The organism is Actinoplanes sichuanensis (genome assembly GCF_033097365.1).
Classification (GTDB): Bacteria; Actinomycetota; Actinomycetes; order Mycobacteriales; family Micromonosporaceae; genus Actinoplanes; species Actinoplanes sichuanensis.
In genome coordinates, this window is the sequence record NZ_AP028461.1 from 11,738,900 (window position 1) to 11,754,815 (window position 15,916).

At 70.9% G+C, this 15,916-nt stretch carries 14 protein-coding genes; 13 read left to right on the forward strand and 1 reads right to left on the reverse strand.

Features of this window, described 5'->3' with window-relative positions; translation table 11 throughout:
• Positions 1-2: 2 nt before the first annotated feature.
• Entirely contained in the window at positions 3-2,240 is a 2,238-nt protein-coding gene (locus Q0Z83_RS53770) for an exo-beta-d-1,3/1,6-glucosidase (protein ID WP_317791301.1), read from the reverse strand.
• Between the two features lie 203 nt (positions 2,241-2,443).
• On the opposite strand from Q0Z83_RS53770, the gene Q0Z83_RS53775 reads away from it, so the two are divergent.
• The 13 genes from Q0Z83_RS53775 to argG all read left to right on the forward strand — a co-directional run bounded on the left by Q0Z83_RS53775 (position 2,444) and on the right by argG (position 15,915).
• Positions 2,444-3,649 carry a glutamate-cysteine ligase family protein gene (locus tag Q0Z83_RS53775; protein ID WP_378079115.1) on the forward strand — a complete coding sequence of 402 codons (1,206 nt, stop codon included), beginning with the start codon at positions 2,444-2,446 and terminating at the stop codon, positions 3,647-3,649.
• Positions 3,646-4,938, forward strand: a complete 1,293-nt coding sequence (gene egtB / locus Q0Z83_RS53780; protein WP_317791303.1) for an ergothioneine biosynthesis protein EgtB — start codon at positions 3,646-3,648, stop codon at positions 4,936-4,938. The genes Q0Z83_RS53775 and egtB overlap by 4 nt, the downstream gene beginning before the upstream one ends.
• On the forward strand, positions 4,938-5,678 hold the full coding sequence (gene egtC / locus Q0Z83_RS53785; protein ID WP_317791304.1) for an ergothioneine biosynthesis protein EgtC: 741 nt from the start codon (positions 4,938-4,940) through the stop codon (positions 5,676-5,678). The genes egtB and egtC overlap by 1 nt, the downstream gene beginning before the upstream one ends.
• Positions 5,679-5,682: 4 nt before the next feature.
• Positions 5,683-6,666, forward strand: a complete 984-nt coding sequence (gene egtD / locus Q0Z83_RS53790) for an L-histidine N(alpha)-methyltransferase (RefSeq protein ID WP_317791305.1) — start codon at positions 5,683-5,685, stop codon at positions 6,664-6,666.
• Between the two features lie 107 nt (positions 6,667-6,773).
• Positions 6,774-7,805, forward strand: coding sequence for a hypothetical protein (locus Q0Z83_RS53795; protein WP_317791306.1), 1,032 nt, complete (start codon positions 6,774-6,776; stop codon positions 7,803-7,805).
• 360 nt (positions 7,806-8,165) lie between these two features.
• Positions 8,166-9,167, forward strand: coding sequence for an N-acetyl-gamma-glutamyl-phosphate reductase (argC, locus tag Q0Z83_RS53800; protein ID WP_317791307.1), 1,002 nt, complete (start codon positions 8,166-8,168; stop codon positions 9,165-9,167).
• Positions 9,164-10,336 (forward strand): bifunctional glutamate N-acetyltransferase/amino-acid acetyltransferase ArgJ, encoded by a 1,173-nt coding sequence (argJ, locus tag Q0Z83_RS53805; RefSeq protein ID WP_317791308.1) that lies wholly within the window; start codon positions 9,164-9,166, stop codon positions 10,334-10,336. The genes argC and argJ overlap by 4 nt, the downstream gene beginning before the upstream one ends.
• Positions 10,305-11,216 carry an acetylglutamate kinase gene (argB, locus tag Q0Z83_RS53810; protein WP_317791309.1) on the forward strand — a complete coding sequence of 304 codons (912 nt, stop codon included), beginning with the start codon at positions 10,305-10,307 and terminating at the stop codon, positions 11,214-11,216. The genes argJ and argB overlap by 32 nt, the downstream gene beginning before the upstream one ends.
• Positions 11,213-12,364: an acetylornithine transaminase gene (locus Q0Z83_RS53815; protein ID WP_317791310.1), complete on the forward strand. Its 1,152-nt coding sequence runs from the start codon at positions 11,213-11,215 to the stop codon at positions 12,362-12,364. The genes argB and Q0Z83_RS53815 overlap by 4 nt, the downstream gene beginning before the upstream one ends.
• Positions 12,361-13,293 (forward strand): ornithine carbamoyltransferase, encoded by a 933-nt coding sequence (gene argF / locus Q0Z83_RS53820; RefSeq protein ID WP_317791311.1) that lies wholly within the window; start codon positions 12,361-12,363, stop codon positions 13,291-13,293. The genes Q0Z83_RS53815 and argF overlap by 4 nt, the downstream gene beginning before the upstream one ends.
• Positions 13,290-13,796, forward strand: a complete 507-nt coding sequence (locus Q0Z83_RS53825) for an arginine repressor (RefSeq protein WP_317791312.1) — start codon at positions 13,290-13,292, stop codon at positions 13,794-13,796. The genes argF and Q0Z83_RS53825 overlap by 4 nt, the downstream gene beginning before the upstream one ends.
• Entirely contained in the window at positions 13,793-14,686 is an 894-nt protein-coding gene (locus Q0Z83_RS53830; RefSeq protein WP_317791313.1) for a hypothetical protein, read from the forward strand. Before Q0Z83_RS53825 ends, Q0Z83_RS53830 begins: the two co-directional genes overlap by 4 nt.
• Positions 14,683-15,915 carry an argininosuccinate synthase gene (gene argG, locus Q0Z83_RS53835; RefSeq protein WP_317791314.1) on the forward strand — a complete coding sequence of 411 codons (1,233 nt, stop codon included), beginning with the start codon at positions 14,683-14,685 and terminating at the stop codon, positions 15,913-15,915. Before Q0Z83_RS53830 ends, argG begins: the two co-directional genes overlap by 4 nt.
• Position 15,916 lies beyond the last annotated feature (1 nt).

Genomic DNA, 15,916 nt, shown 5'->3' on the forward strand with positions numbered 1-15,916 from the left:
GGTCAGCTGATCCGGAACTTGGCCGCCAGCAGGGCCGACGGCCGCGAGTTCGGCCCGACCAGCAGCTCGAAGTCGCCGGCTTCGACGACCCGCTTCCCGTCGGCGTCGACCAGCGTGATGTCCGCCGCCGCCACCTCGACGGCGACCGTGACGCTCTCCCCGGCCGGCACGGTGACCTGCCGGTACGCCTTCAGCTCCCGGCTTGCCCAGGTGGCGCTGGTGACCAGGTCGCTGACGTAGACCTGAACGGTCTCCAGCGCAGGCCGGGTCCCGGTGTTGGTGACCCGGACGGTGGCCCGCACGATCCCGTCGGCGGCCACGTCCGGCTCCTCGATGCTGAGACCGTCGTAGGTGACGGTGCTGTAGCTGAGCCCCTCACCGAAGGCGAACAGCGGATCCTGGGTGAGGTCGGCGTACCGGGATCCGTGCTGGCCGCGGGTCTGGTTGTAGAAGACCGGCTGCTGTCCGGCGTGCCGGGCCGCCGAGATGGGCATCCGGCCGGTCGGCTCGATCAGGCCGAGCAGGAGTTCGGCGATGGCCTGGCCGCCGCGCATGCCCGGGTTGAAGGCCTGCACGATGGCGGCCGCGCCGAGCGCCGACTCGGGCAGCGCGTGCGGTTTGCCGTCGATCAGCACGACGATCATCGGGGTGCCGGTGGCGGCGACCGCGTCCAGCAGCGCGATCTGCCCGCCCTGGAGTTCCAGGGTGGCCGTCGACTTGTGCTCGCCGTTGAGGTTGACGGTGTCGCCGACGACCACGATCGCGTAGTCGGCGGCGGCCGCGGTGGCCGTGGCGGCGGCGATCCGGGCCGGGTCGGCCGGGACGCCCACCGAGATCGGCGGTCGGGGCTGGCCGTCCGGGAAGGTCTCGCCCTCCGGGTCTCCGACGAGTTCCTCGATCTCGACGGCCGGGTCGAAGTCCAGCTGCCAGCCGTCCGGCAGCAGTTCACGCAGGCCGTCGAGGACCGTGGTGGTGAGCTCTCGCGGGTGGCCGTCGGGCAGCCAGTCGACCTGGCCGGAGTCGCCGGCCCAGTCGCCGAGCTGGGTGGACACGTCGTCGGCGTTGGGGCCGAGCAGCGCGATGCGCTTCGATGGGGCCGGGGGGAGCGGCAGCACCCCGTCGTTACGCAGCAGGACCAGCGATCGGCGGGCGATCTCCAGGTTGAGCGCGGTGTGATCGGGGTGGCCGATCACCTCGGCCTGACGGGCGGCGTCCGGCGTGCGCGGGTTCTCGAACAGGCCCAGCTCGAATTTCAGGCGCAGGATCCGCCGTACCGCCGCGTCGATGTCGTCCTCGACGAGAAGGCCGCGCCGGATCGCCTCCTGGGCGCCTTCGAAGAAGGCGGGTGTGGTCATGACCACGTCGTTGCCGGCCTTGACGGCGACCGCCGCGGCCTCGGCGTAGTCGGCGCAGACCTTCTGTTCCCAGACCATCCGGCCGACGTTGTCCCAGTCGGTGACGAGGGTGCCGGTGAAGCCCCATTCGCCCTTGAGTACGTCGTTGAGCAGCCACTTGTTGGCGGTGATCGGCACGCCGTCCATCGACTGGTAGCCGAGCATGAAGACCCGGCAGCCCTCGGCGGCGGCCCGTTCGAACGGCGGCAGGAACCAGGACCGCAGCTTGCGCCGGCTGATGTCGGCCTCGCTGGCGTCGCGGCCGCCCTGGGTCTCGGAGTAGCCGGCGAAGTGCTTGGCGGTGGCCAGGATCGCCGTCGGGTCGGTGAGGCCCTCGCCCTGGTAGCCGCGGATCATCGCGGCGCCCAGCTCGGAGATCAGGTACGGGTCTTCGCCGAACGTCTCGTCCACCCGGCCCCACCGCAGGTCGCGGGCGATGCACAGGACCGGTGAGAAGGTCCAGTGCACGCCGGTCGCGGCGGCTTCCACCGCGGTGGCCCGGGCGACCCGCTCGACGAGCGTGGAGTCCCAGGTGGCGGCCATCGCGAGCTGCGTCGGGAAGACCGTGGCGCCGGGCCAGAAGGCGTGCCCGTGGATGCAGTCCTCGGCGGTGATCAGCGGGATCCGCAGTCGGGTCCGGGAGACCAGCTCGGCGGCCTCGACGAGTTTGGCCGGGGAGGTGTGCAGGATCGATCCGGCCAGCTTGTCCAGGACGATCTCGCCGATGTCCTGTCGCGCGTCGAGCTGGAGCATCTGGCCGACCTTCTCGGGAAGAGTCATCCGGCCCAGCAGATCCTCGACACGCTCTCGCACCGGGAGCGAGGAGTCCTGATATGGCAAGGGCATGAGTTTCTCCGATGGGTCTGCCGAACGCGAACGGTTCGGAGTCTTCCACGTACGGAACCGGTTCCGGCACCCCGCTACGGTTCCGGAACTTCATCCACTGGGAAGGCTGCGCGGGAGGCGAATGTCAGAGGGTGCCGGTAAGGTCCTAACCGGATCGGACGCAGTGAAGTCTATTAATCACGCATAGTGAGTAATGGGGGACCATGGGTTCGGCTGACCGGGTTCTACGACGGACCGCTGAGGCGATCGAGCACATAACCGGCATTTGTTTCAAGACCGGCCCACCTCGACAGGTGGGCGCCGAGTTGGAGTGGACCACGCACCTGGCCACCGACCCGTCCGCGTACCTGCGGGCCGGTGACCTCGTCGAGGCCCTGGGCGCGCATACGCCCGCGGCCCTCGGCAATCCACATCCCGTGCCGCTTCCCGGCGGTGGCACGGTGACCGTCGAGCCGGGCCTGCAGATCGAGATCTCCTCGGCCCCGGCCGGCTCGCTCACCGAGCTGCACACCGCGGTCACGGCGGACCGGGAGACCCTCGCGGGCCTGCTGGCGAGCCGGGGCATCGTCCTCGGCGATCGCGGCCTCGACCCGCATCGGGAGCCCCGCCGCACCCTGGAGAGCCCGCGCTACGCCGCCATGGAGCGGTCCTTCGACAGCGCCGGCCGCACCATGATGGGCTCCACCGCCGGGCTCCAGGTCTGCTTCGACGCGGGCGAGACCGACCGGGTCGCGGCCCGCTGGGCGGTCCTGCACGAGGCCGGTCCGGCCCTGCTGGCGCTCTTCGCCAACTCACCACGGCACGGGTGGGCCTCCGCGCGGACGGCGACGTGGCACGGCATCGACCAGCGCCGCTCCGGGCCGGTCCCGTCGTCCACCGACTCGGCTCTGAGCTGGGCCGACTACGCGATGCGGGCGCCGCTGCTGTGCGTGCGGCGTGAGCACGGCGATTGGGACGCGCCACCGGGTGTCACCATGGCCGACTGGATCGAGACGGGCGGCGTCGAGGGCGGCCCGCCGACGATCGACGACCTGGAGTATCACCTCGGCACCCTCTTCCCGCCGGTCCGACCGCGCGGCTACCTGGAGGTCCGCTACCTCGACGCGCAACCCGGCGACGAGTGGATCGCCCCGGCCGCGGTGCTCACCACGTTGCTCGCGAGCGACGACCTCACCGACCGGGCGCGCGAGCTGGCCGCGCCCGCCGTCGGCCGCTGGCACGCCGCCGCCCGGTCCGGGCTCGACGACCATCCGGTGCGCCGGGCCGCCGCCGGGCTGGCCGATCTGGCCTGCCGGAACCTCGACCGGACCGGCCTGGCCGGCCCGGTCCGCGACACCGTCATCGGCATCGTCTCCCGCCGCCTGCGGGAAGCCGTGCCGGGACGCCCACGAGAGGACATTTCCGTATGACCGACGACCTTCGGCTGTCCATCGCCGCCGAGCTGGAGCGCACCAGGGCGCGGACGGCGCTGCTCACCGACGCCGTCGACGACGACGATCTCACCCGGCAGCACTCCCCGCTGATGTCCCCACTCGTCTGGGACCTAGCGCACGTCGGCAATCAGGAGGAGTTGTGGCTGGTCCGGGACGTCGGCGGCCGTGACCCGCTCCGGCAGGACATCGACGAGCTCTACGACGCGTTCAAACACGCCCGGCGTGACCGTCCGGCGTTGCCGCTGCTCGACCCGGCCGAGGCCCGGGCGTACACGGCGCAGGTCCGGGACAAGGTGTTCGACGTGCTGGACCGGACGAAGTTCGGCCCGGAGAGCCGGCTGCTCGACGGCGGCTTCGCGTTCGGCATGATCGTCCAGCACGAACAGCAGCACGACGAGACGATGCTGGCCACCCATCAGTTGCGGTCCGGCGCCGCGGTGCTCACGGCCCCTTCGCCGCCTCGGTCCCGGCAGGCGGTCACCGGTGAGATCCTCATCGAAAACGGCAGATTCACCATGGGTACGGACACCGAGCCCTGGGCCCTCGACAACGAACGGCCGGCCCATCCGGTGGACGTGCCGGCCTTCTGGATCGACGCCGCCCTCGTCACCAACGGTGACTACCTGACGTTCATCGACGCCGGCGGCTACGACGACCCGCGGTGGTGGAGCGAGCGCGGCTGGGCCCACCGGCAGGCGGCCGGCCTGGAAGCGCCGATGCACTGGATCCGCGACCCCGGCGGCTGGCTGTACCGGCGGTTCGGCCGGGTCACCCCGATCGAACCGGACGAACCGGTCGTGCACGTCTGCTTCTTCGAGGCCGAGGCGTACGCCGCGTGGGCCGGGAAACGCCTGCCCACCGAGGCCGAGTGGGAGAAGGCGGCCCGCTGGGATCCGGCGACCGGGCGGTCCCGCCGCTATCCGTGGGGCGACGACCCGCCCGAGGCCCGGCACGCCAACCTCGGGCAGCGTCACCTCGGCCCGGCGCCGGCCGGTGCCTACCCGGACGGCGCCTCCCCGCTGGGCGTGCACCAGCTGATCGGCGACGTCTGGGAGTGGACCTCGTCCGGGTTCCACGGTTACCCGGGGTTCGCGGCGTTCCCCTACCGGGAGTATTCGGAGGTCTTCTTCGGCGGTGACTATCGGGTGCTGCGCGGCGGTTCCTTCGGCACCGACGCGGCCGCCTGCCGGGGTACGTTCCGTAACTGGGATCACCCGATCCGGCGGCAGATCTTCAGTGGTTTCCGCTGCGCGCGGGACGCCTGATGTGCCGGCATCTCGGCTATCTCGGTCCGCCCGTACCGCTGCAGAATCTGATCTTCGATCCGCCGCACGCCCTCGCCACGCAGGCCTGGGCGCCCCGCGACATGCGCGGCGGAGGAACCGTCAACGCCGACGGCTTCGGCGTCGGCTGGTGGCCGCCCGGCGCCTCGGCGCCGGTGCGGCACCGCAGCGCCATGCCCATCTGGACGGACGCGACGTTGCCGCTTCTCGCGGCCGCGACGTCGTCCGGCGCAGTCCTCGCGGCGGTCCGCTCGGCCACCGTCGGCCTTCCGGTGGTCGAGACGGCGGCGGCGCCGTTCACCGACGGTCGGTGGCTGTTCAGCCACAACGGCGTCGTCCGCGGCTGGCCTTCGGCCATCGCCGCGCAGGCTCGTGACCTCCCGATCGAGGATCTCCTCACCCTCGACGCGCCCACCGACTCGGCAACCCTCTGGGCCTTGGTACGGGCGAAGCTGCGCTCCGGAGAACCGGCGGCCAAGGCGGTCGCGGCCGTGGTCACCGAGGTCGCCGTGGCGGCCCCTGGATCCCGGCTGAACCTGCTGCTCAGCGACGGCGGGCAGATGATCGCGACCACGTTCGGTCACGCCCTGTCGGTGCGGCAGTCGCGCGACTCCACCCTGATCAGCTCCGAACCCCTCGACCCCGGGCCGGCGTGGCGACACGTCCCCGACGGTCACCTGGTCGTCGCCACCGCCGGCCAGGTGGAGATCACTCCCCTCTAGAAAGGTGTTCGCCATGCGTCTGGACAGGCACCTCGACGACGACTTCCTGGCCCGTGAGCTGCGTGCCGACGTGCGTACCGGGCTCACCGCCGACCCGCGGTGGATGCCGCCGAAATGGTTCTACGACGCCCGCGGCAGTGAGCTCTTCGAGGAGATCACCCGGCTGCCGGAGTACTACCCGACGCGTACCGAGCGGGCTCTCCTCGACGAGCACGCCGCCGCGATCGCCCGGATCACCGAGGCGAAGACCCTCGTCGAGATCGGCTCCGGCTCGTCCGAGAAGACCCGCCTACTGCTCGACGCGCTGGTCGCCCAGGGCACACTCGGCGCGTTCGTGCCGCTCGACGTGTCCGGGTCGGCGCTGGCCGCGGCCGTCGAGTCGCTGACCGAGGCCTACCCCGGCCTCAGTATCCGCGGTGTCGTCGGCGACATGACCCGCCACCTGCGACATCTGCCCGACGGCGACAACCGACTGGTCGCGTTCCTCGGCGGCACCATCGGCAACCTGGTCCCGGCCGAACGGGCGGCGTTCCTGTCGTCGCTGCGATCCGTGCTGCACGAGGGGGAGTGGCTGCTGCTCGGCGCCGACCTGGTCAAGGACCCGGCGGTGCTGGTCCCGGCCTACGACGACGCGGCCGGGGTGACCGCCGAGTTCAACCGCAACGTCCTGCACGTCATCAACCGGGAGCTGGCCGCCGACTTCGACCCGTCCACCTTCGAACACGTCGCCGTCTGGGACCCGACCCACGAATGGATCGAGATGCGCCTGCGGTCCACCCGCGACCAGGTCGTGCACGTCGCCGGCCTGGATCGGGACGTTCCGTTCACCGTCGGCTTCACCGCCGGCCAGGAGATGCGTACCGAGATCTCCGCCAAGTTCCGCCGGGACGGCCTGGCCACGGAACTCGCCGCCGCCGGGTTCACCCCACGCCACTGGTGGACCGATCCGAACGATTGGTTCGGAATCACCCTCGCCCAGGCGGGGTAAAGGTTGACGCTTCGTGTTTTCCTAGCGGTGCCGTCTCACCGCCAGGAGCCGTCCCGCGAGTCCGCGCGGGGCGGCAGCACGAGGCGTCGACCAAGGGGGTGTCCCGCATGGAGTCCGACCACGCGGACGCTGTACCACCGTCCGGCGACCAGCCACCCGCCGAGCCACCGCCGGAGGCGCTCCCGCCCTCCGGCGATCCGCCGTCACCCACCGACTCCCCATCCACCGACTCCCCACCCACCGACTCCCTACCCATCGATGCCCCGGCCACCGACGTCCCGGCCACCGACGTCTCGCGCGGCGGTTCTCCCGCCGCCGGGTCCGCGGGTGCCGGCTCGTTCGCGGACGCCTCCACAGGTGCTGGGTCTTCGGCCGGCGCAGGTGCTGGTTCTTCGGCCGGCGCCTCCGCGCGTCCTGATCACCCGGCCGCCGAGTCGGCGATCGCCGGCGATGACGGGCCGTCTGGCGATGCTTCCTCGGGCGCCGACGAGCGGTCGCTCCCCGCCGAGCCGCAGCCGGCCGCTGATTCGCGGGTGCCCGATATCCAGTCGGTACTCGCCGGGGATGATCGCTCGCCGCTCGCCGGTGCGCGCCGGGTGCCGAACGGCGACTCGGCGGGTGCTGGTGACCCTGCGGGTGCCGGTGACTCGGCGGGTGCCGGTGATCCGGCGTCCAGCGATGACCCGCCGACCGGCCGCGAGCCGCACATTCTGCTGGTCCACGCCGTGATCAGGGCCTCCCGGGAACACGACGCGTGGTCGACGTCCGGCGGCCCGCGCCCGCAGCTTCCCCGCACCTGGACCGAACTCTGGCGCAACGCCGTCCGCCGCCAGACCGACCTCGCGGGTGAACCCGAGGAAGAGGCCCGCCGTACCGTGCAGGCGATGCTCGACCAGCTCACCCGCCTGGACCGGGAGGCGGCCTGGTTCCGCGCCGACGTCGCCCGGCGAGACCGGGCGATCTCCGAGACCCTGCTGTACGGCACCCGCCTCGGCCCCGACGTGCCCAGCCGCCCGGCCCAGCTCGCCTGGGATCGCCAGCGCGGCCTCCGCCCCGTCGACTACGCCAAGATCACGGCGATCGCCGCCGCCCAGGACGAGTGGCTGGCCGCCTGGAACGAGTGGGCCACCACCACCTGAAACGCGCATCCCCCTGGAGCACCCGGTCACCGACCGGGTGCCCCTCCGCGTTGAGTCGACCCGAAGACCCCGGCTGGTCCTGGGAGGCGTCCAACGCGTGTTGCGCAGCCCTGAGCGGCGGCCGGTGACGGGTCGCCTCCGCCCGAAAGGCGCGTTGGCGGCCGGGACGGGCCGCCTGCCTCGCGTCGTAGGCGGGGACGGGATCGGCTGCGTTTGGGGCGCCGTGGTTCGTACCACCGAAATGTTCGAAATGTGACCGGGACTGGATCGCATCGCTCAGCATGCGGGATGGGTGGGTTCGTGGTTGCCGGGGCGAGTGGGAGTTGATACGTTCTTCTGCATAGTCATACGGAGGTAGGCATGGGAATCAGGGTCGCGGTAGCGGGAGCCAGTGGCTACGCGGGCGGTGAGTTGCTGCGCCTGATCGCCGGGCACCCCGAGTTCGACCTCGTCGCGGCGACCGCGCACAGCCAGGCCGGTTCGCCGGTTGCGGCGGTGCACCCGCAGCTGACCGGGCTCGACCTGACGCTGGGTTCCACCGACGCCGCCACGCTCAGTGGCGCTGACCTGGTCTTCCTCGCCCTGCCGCACGGGCAGTCGGCGGCCGTCGCCGGCCGGCTCGACGCGGGTGTCAAGGTCGTCGACCTGGGTGCCGACTTCCGGCTGGAGAGCGCCGAGCAGTGGACCCGCTATTACGGCGGCGGGCATGCCGGCACCTGGACCTACGGGCTGCCCGAGTTGCCCGGCGCGCGGGCCGCGATCGCCGCGGCCGACCGGGTCGCCAACACGGGGTGCTATGCGGCGACGATCACGCTGGCGCTGGCCCCGCTGATCGCCTCCGGTGTGGCCGACCCGGAGGATGTCGTGGTGGTGGCGAGCTCCGGCACCTCCGGCGCCGGGCGTAACGCCAAGGTGCACCTGCTGGCCAGCGAGATCATGGGTGACCTGTCGCCCTACAAGGTCGGCGCGCACCAGCACGTCGCCGAGATCAAGCAGGCCACCGGCGCGGCCTCGCTGTCGATGACCCCGATCCTGGCGCCGATGCCGCGCGGCATCCTGGCGACGGTGACGGCCCGCCGGCTCAACGGCGGTGACCCGCGTGAGGCGCTCGAGGCGGCCTATGCGGACGCGCCGTTCGTGCACGTGCTGCCCGAGGGTTCCTGGCCGCACACGGCGGCCACCGCGGGTTCCAACTCCTGCCACCTGCAGGCCACGGTCGACATCGACTCGGGCCGCATCATCGTCGTGAGCGCACTGGACAACCTGGGCAAGGGTGCCGCGGGTCAGGCCGTGCAAAACGCCAACATCATGTTCGGCCTGCCCGAGACCACGGGCTTGAGTGTCTTCGGAGTGGCACCGTGACCGTCACCCATCCCAAGGGGTTCCGTGCTTCCGGCGTGGCCGCCGGGCTCAAGGCCAGCGGCAACGCCGACGTCGCCCTGGTCGTCAACGACGGCCCCGACTACACGGCGGCCGGTGTCTTCACCGGTAACCGGGTGAAGGCGGCGCCGGTCCTGTGGAGTCAGCAGGTGCTCAAGGGCGGCATAGTCCGCGCGGTGATCCTCAACTCGGGCGGCGCCAACGCGTGCACCGGCTCGCAGGGTTTCCGTGACACGCACGCCACCGCCGAGCACACCGCCTCGGTGCTGCGTGGCGGCGCCAACCGGATGATGATCGGCCCCGGTGACGTGGCGGTCTGCTCGACCGGCCTGATCGGTGAGCTGCTGCCGATGGACAGGCTGCTCCCGGGCGTGAGCGCGGCGGCCAAGGCGCTGGCCGCCGACGGCGGTGGCCGGGCCGCCGAGGCGATCATGACGACCGACACGGTGGCGAAGAACGCGGTGGCCCAGCGCGACGGCTGGTCGGTCGGCGGTATCGCGAAGGGTGCCGGCATGCTGGCCCCGGCGCTCGCCACCATGCTCGTCGTGATCACCACCGACGCGTCGGCCGACAACGAGGTGCTGGACGCCGCGTTGCGTGCCGCGACCCGGGTCACCTTCGACCGGATCGACGCCGACGGCTGCATGTCCACCAACGACACCGTGTTGCTGCTGGCCAGCGGCGCGTCGAACCGGCAGCCCACCCTGGAGGAGCTGACCGCGGCGGTCACCGAGGTCTGTCACGACCTGGCCCAGCAGCTGATCGCCGACGCCGAGGGCGCGACCAAGCACATCGCGATCGAGGTGCAGGGCGCGGCCAGCGAGGCGGACGCGGTGCAGGTCGGCCGCACGGTCGCCGGTAACAACCTGGTGAAGACTGCGTTCTTCGGCAACGACCCGAACTGGGGCCGGATCCTGGCGGCGATCGGCACGACCAGTGCGGCGTTCGAGCCGGACCGGATCGATGTGGCGATCAACGGCGTGTGGATCTGCAAGGGCGGGGCGGCCGCCGAGGACCGCAGCAAGGTCGACCTGTCCGGGCGGGATGTGAGCGTGACGATCAACCTGCGCGAGGGGGAGATGAGCGCGACGATCTGGACCACGGATCTCTCCCACGCGTATGTCCACGAGAACTCGGCGTACTCCTCATGAAGGCGCGGACAAAGTGAAGGCCCAGAAGAAGGCCGAGATCCTCATCGAGGCCCTGCCGTGGCTGGAGCGGTTCCACGGCAGCACGGTCGTGATCAAGTATGGCGGCAACGCCATGATCGACCCGGAGTTGCAGGAGGCGTTCGCCGCCGACATGGTGTTCCTGCGCCTGGTCGGCATCAAGCCGGTCGTCGTGCACGGCGGCGGCCCGCAGATCAACCGGATGCTGAAGCGGGTCGGGATCGAGTCGGAGTTCCGCGGCGGCCTGCGGGTCACCACGCCGGAGACGATGGAGATCGTCCGGATGGTGCTGACCGGCCAGGTCGGCCGCGAGCTGGTCGGCCTGATCAACCAGCACGGGCCGTTCGCGGTGGGCCTGTCCGGTGAGGACGCGCGGTTGTTCACCGCGGTCCGCCGGGGCGCGACGATCAACGGCGAGGAGGTCGACATCGGCCAGGTCGGCGACGTCGACCAGGTCGACACGTCGGCCGTCGACGACCTGATCGCGGCCGGCCGCATCCCGGTGATCGCGACCGTCGCTCCGGATGTCGAGGGGGTGCTGCACAACGTGAACGCCGACACCGCGGCCTCCGCGCTGGCGGTCGCTCTCGGCGCCCGCAAGCTGGTGGTGCTCACCGACGTGCCCGGTCTGTACACGAACTGGCCGGACACCTCGTCACTGACCAGCGAGATCGACGCCGACGCGCTGGAGAAACTGCTTCCCGGCCTGGAGTCGGGGATGGTGCCCAAGATGGAGGCCTGCCTGCGCGCGGTCCGCGGCGGGGTTCCGGCCGCGCATGTGGTCGACGGCCGGGTCGCCCATTCGACTCTGCTCGAAGTCTTCACGGAAGAAGGATTCGGAACAATGGTGGTCCCCGCATGAGTCTCGTCGAGCGCTGGCAGCAGTCGATGATGAACAACTACGGCACCCCGGCGATCGGCCTGGTCAAGGGCCAGGGCGCGGTGCTGACCGATGAGGACGGCAAGGAGTATGTCGACTTTCTCGGCGGCATCGCGGTGAACGCTCTCGGCCACGCCCACCCGGCCGTGGTCGCCGCCGTCACCAGCCAGATCCAGCAGCTGGGCCACGTCTCCAACCTGTTCATCTCGGAGCCGCCGGTGGCGCTGGCCGACCTGCTGCTGGCGCTGGCCGGCCGGTCCGGGCGGGTGCTGTTCTGCAACTCCGGCGCGGAGGCCAACGAGGCCGCCTTCAAGATCTCCCGGCTGACCGGGCGGACGCATGTGGTCGCCACGAACGGCGCCTTCCACGGCCGGACCATGGGCGCGCTGGCGCTGACCGGCCAGCCGGCGAAGCAGGATCCGTTCCGGCCGCTGCCCGGGGACGTCACCCACGTCGACTACGGCGATGTCGCCGCTCTGGAGGCCGCGGTGACCGACGCGACCGCCATGGTGATCCTGGAGCCGATCCAGGGTGAGAACGGCGTCGTGGTGCCCCCGCCGGGCTACCTGACCGCGGCCCGGGAGATCACCACTCGTCATGGTGCGCTGCTGGTGCTCGACGAGGTGCAGACCGGCGTCGGCCGGACCGGACACTGGTTCCACCACCAGAGCGAGGGTGTCGAGCCGGACATCGTGACTCTGGCCAAGGGTCTCGGCGGCGGCCTGCCGCTGGGTGCCTGTCTCGCCTTCGGCCGGGCCGCCGACCTGCTCACCCCGGGTTCGCACGGCACCACCTTCGGCGGCAACCCGGTCTCCTGTGCGGCCGGTCTCGCGGTGATCCGCACGATCGCCAACGAGGGCCTGCTCGACCACGTGAAGCGGGTCGGTGAGCAGATCCGGCTCGGCATCGAGGGCCTGAACCACCCGCTGGTCAAGTACGTCCGGGGTGCCGGCCTGCTGCTCGGCATCGTCCTCAACGAGCCGGTCTCGGCCGATGTGGCGGCCCGGCTGCGGGACGCCGGTTTCCTGGTCAACCCGGCCAAGCCGGACGTGATCCGGCTCGCCCCGCCCCTGATCATCTCCTCCGATCAGGCGGATGCCCTGATCGCTGCTCTGGACGGTATCCGGTGACCACCCGCCATTTCCTCCGTGACGACGACCTGACCCCGCAGGAGCAGGGCGAGGTGCTCGACCTGGCCGCCGAGATGAAGGCGAACCGGTTCGGTTACACCCCGCTGGCCGGCCCGCGCAGTGTCGCCGTCTTCTTCGACAAGGCCAGCCTCCGGACCCGGCTGTCGTTCGAGGCCGGCATCGCCGAGCTGGGCGGCCAGCCGATCATCGTGGACACGCAGAACACCCACTTCGGCCGGGGCGAGACGCTCGCCGACGCCGGCCGGGTGGTGGCCCGGTACGTGGCGGCGATGGTCTACCGCACCCACGGCGACGAGCGGCTCGCCGAGCTGGCGTCCGGTGTACGGGTGCCGGTGATCAACGCGTTGAGCGACGGCTACCACCCCTGCCAGTTGCTCGCCGACCTGCTGACGATCCGGGAGCGGTTCGGGTCGACGGCCGGGCGGACCCTCGCCTACGTGGGCGACGCGGCCAACAACATGGCCCACTCCTACCTGATCGCGGGCGCGATGGCCGGGATGAACGTGCGGGTGGCCGGTCCGTCCGGCTTCGACCCGGCGGCGTCGGTGGTCAGTCGGGCCGCCGAGATCGCGGCGTGGACCGGCGGCTCGGTCGAGGTGCTGCGCAACCCGCGGGAGGCGGCCGACGGCGCACACGTGATCGCCACCGACACGTGGACGTCGATGGGCCAGGAGGCCGACGGCAAGGACCGGCTCACCCCGTTCTGGCCGTACCAGGTGAACAAGGAACTGCTGACCGCCGCCGACCCGGAGGCGATCGTGCTGCACTGCCTGCCGGCCCACCGCAACGAGGAGATCACCGACGAGGTGATCGACGGGCCGCAGAGCGCCGTCTTCGACCAGGCCGAGAACCGCCTGCACGCGCAGAAGGCGCTGCTGACCTGGTTACTGGCGGTCAACCAGCTATGAGCGGCGGAAACCCAGTGACCCGGGCCGGGCGGCACGCCCGGCTCGTCGACCTGCTCCGTACCCGCCGGGTGAAGTCGCAGTCGGAACTGACCGTGATCCTCGCCAACGAGGGTGTCCACGTCACCCAGGCCACGCTTTCCCGTGACCTGGAGGAGCTGAACGCGGTCAAGGTCAGTGGCGTCTACTACATTCCGGAGGATGGGCACAAGCCGCTGCGGGAGACCACCGAGCACGGCCCGGCCCGGCTGATCCGCCTGCTGCGCGAGCTGCTCACCGGGGTCGACCACAGTGGCAACATCGCGGTGCTGCGTACCCCACCCGGGGCGGCGCAGTTCCTGGCCAGTGCCCTGGACCGGTCCGGGCTGGCCGATGTGGTCGGCACGATCGCCGGTGACGACACCATCTTCGTGGTGGCCCGCGACGGCGGGCCGACGTCGGGCGCGGAGCTGGCCCTGAAACTCAGCCTGTGGAGCAGGTCGGAATCCGAGGAGAGCCGCTCATGACGTTCACCCCCGCGGTCGAGGCCCGGTTCCCGGACTTCGCCGACCACACCGACAGCCTGGTCGGGCACGGTGTCGAGTTCTTCCTCGCCTCCAACGAGACGTTGCGGCCGCACCTCAACGAGACGCCGTACGGCCACAAGCTGACCTGGCTCGACTTCACCGACACCGCGGAGAAGGACTGGTCGATCCGGGACTTCCTGAACTTCTTCAACATCATCAACGGCATCGCCTTCGGTGACCGGGGCATCCCGATGCCGCAGTGGGTGATGGTCGACCTGATCCTGATGCCGGCCGCGGCCCTGATCGCCGGCCTGCCGCAGGCCGAGTTCGCCGACATGGTCGAGCGGTCCACGTTCCGTTTCGACACCGATGTGAAGCAGCTGCTGCGCAAGGTTCAGCAGGACATGCGCGACAGCGGCTACCGGGGTCCGGTCCCGGTCGGCGGTTACTGTGCCGCCCCGTCGGCCGAGCCTGGTCGCTGGGTGGGCTGGTCGCTGTGGTCGCTGATGCCGGCGGTCGGCCTGGGCAAGGCGGCGAAGGCGCTGGCCCTGTCGGCGTACCGGGCGCAGAAGCTGGACGGCGTCACCCAGTACGACAACAGCGCGCTCAAGGTGCACACCGAGTTCGGCGCGCTGAAGATCCTGGTCGCGACCGTCCCGTTCCACACGTCGCCGGGTTCGTTCGTCTACCAGAGCGACCTGACGCTGCCGGCCGGGGTCGAGCTGCCCGAGCCGACCTTCCTGCTCGATCCGTTCGACTACAGCCGCCAGCGGGCGATGCAGAAGGACATCGAAGCGGGCCGCTGCGAGTTCCACGTCCTGCCGCCGGGTCATGTCCGCCGGGACGGTAAGACTTATGTACCGATTCTTGAGAAGGAACTGTCCCGATGACCAAGCGCAAGATCGTCCTCGCTTTCTCCGGTGGTCTGGACACCTCGTACGCCCTCGTGGACTTCCGCGAGAAGGGCTGGGACGTGGTGACCGCCAACATCGACACCGGTGGCCTGCACAGCGGTGAGGCCGATGTGGTCCGGGCCCGCGCCGAGGAGTTGGGCGCCGTCGAGCACCACGTCGTGGACGCCCGCGCGGAACTCTACGACCGGGTGATCACCTACGCGATCAAGGCGAACTATCTGCGCAACGGCGCCTACCCGTCGTGTGTCGGTGCGGAGCGGCTGATCCAGGCGGAGAAGGTCGTCCAGGTCGCGCTGGCGGTCGGCGCGGACGCGGTGGCGCACGGCTCGACCGGCGCGGGCGCCGACCACGTGCGTTACGACGCGGTGATCCGGGCGCTGGCCCCGCACCTGGAGATCGTCACCCCGATCCGGGACGAGCGGCTCACCCGTGAGGGGGAGACCGACTTCCTGCGGTCGCGGGGCTACGAGGTGAGCGAGAAGGTCAAGCTGTACTCGATCAACGAGGGCCTGATCGGCACGTCGATCGGTGGCGAGGAGACCTACGGCTCCTGGGAGTACCTGCCGGAGTCGGCCTGGACCTACACCAAGTCGATCGACGAGGCGCCGGAGAAGGGCGTCGAGCTGCTGATCAGCTTCGAGAAGGGTGAGGTCGTCTCGGCGGTGACCGCCGACGGCGAGCCGCTGCCCAGCGAGAACAGCTACGACATCCTGTCCGCGCTCAACGTCCTGGGCGGCGAGCACGGCGTCGGCCGGGGCATCCACATGGGCTCCACCATGGTCGGCAACCTGGCCCGGGTCGGGTTCGAGGCGCCGGGCATGCTGATCCTCATCGCCGCGCACCGTGAGCTGGAGAAACTGGTCCTGTCGAACCGGCAGCAGGCCACCAAGGCGACGCTCGGCAACACCTACGGCGACCTGCTGCACGAGGCCGTCTACTTCGACCCGATCATGGATGACTTCCGGGCCTTCCTGGACTCCAGCCAGACCCGGGTCACCGGCACCGTGCGGGTCCTGCTGCACAAGGGCAACATCGTGCTCCTCGGCAGCCGGAGCCCGCACAGCCTGCTGGACGCGGCGACCCGGTCGGGTGTCGTCTACGGCCACGGCTCGTCGCTGTGGACCGGCGAGCAGGCCCGCGCCTTCGCCCACATGTACTCGGTGCCGGGCGCCATCCAGCGGGCCGCGGCCCACCCGGCCGAATAGA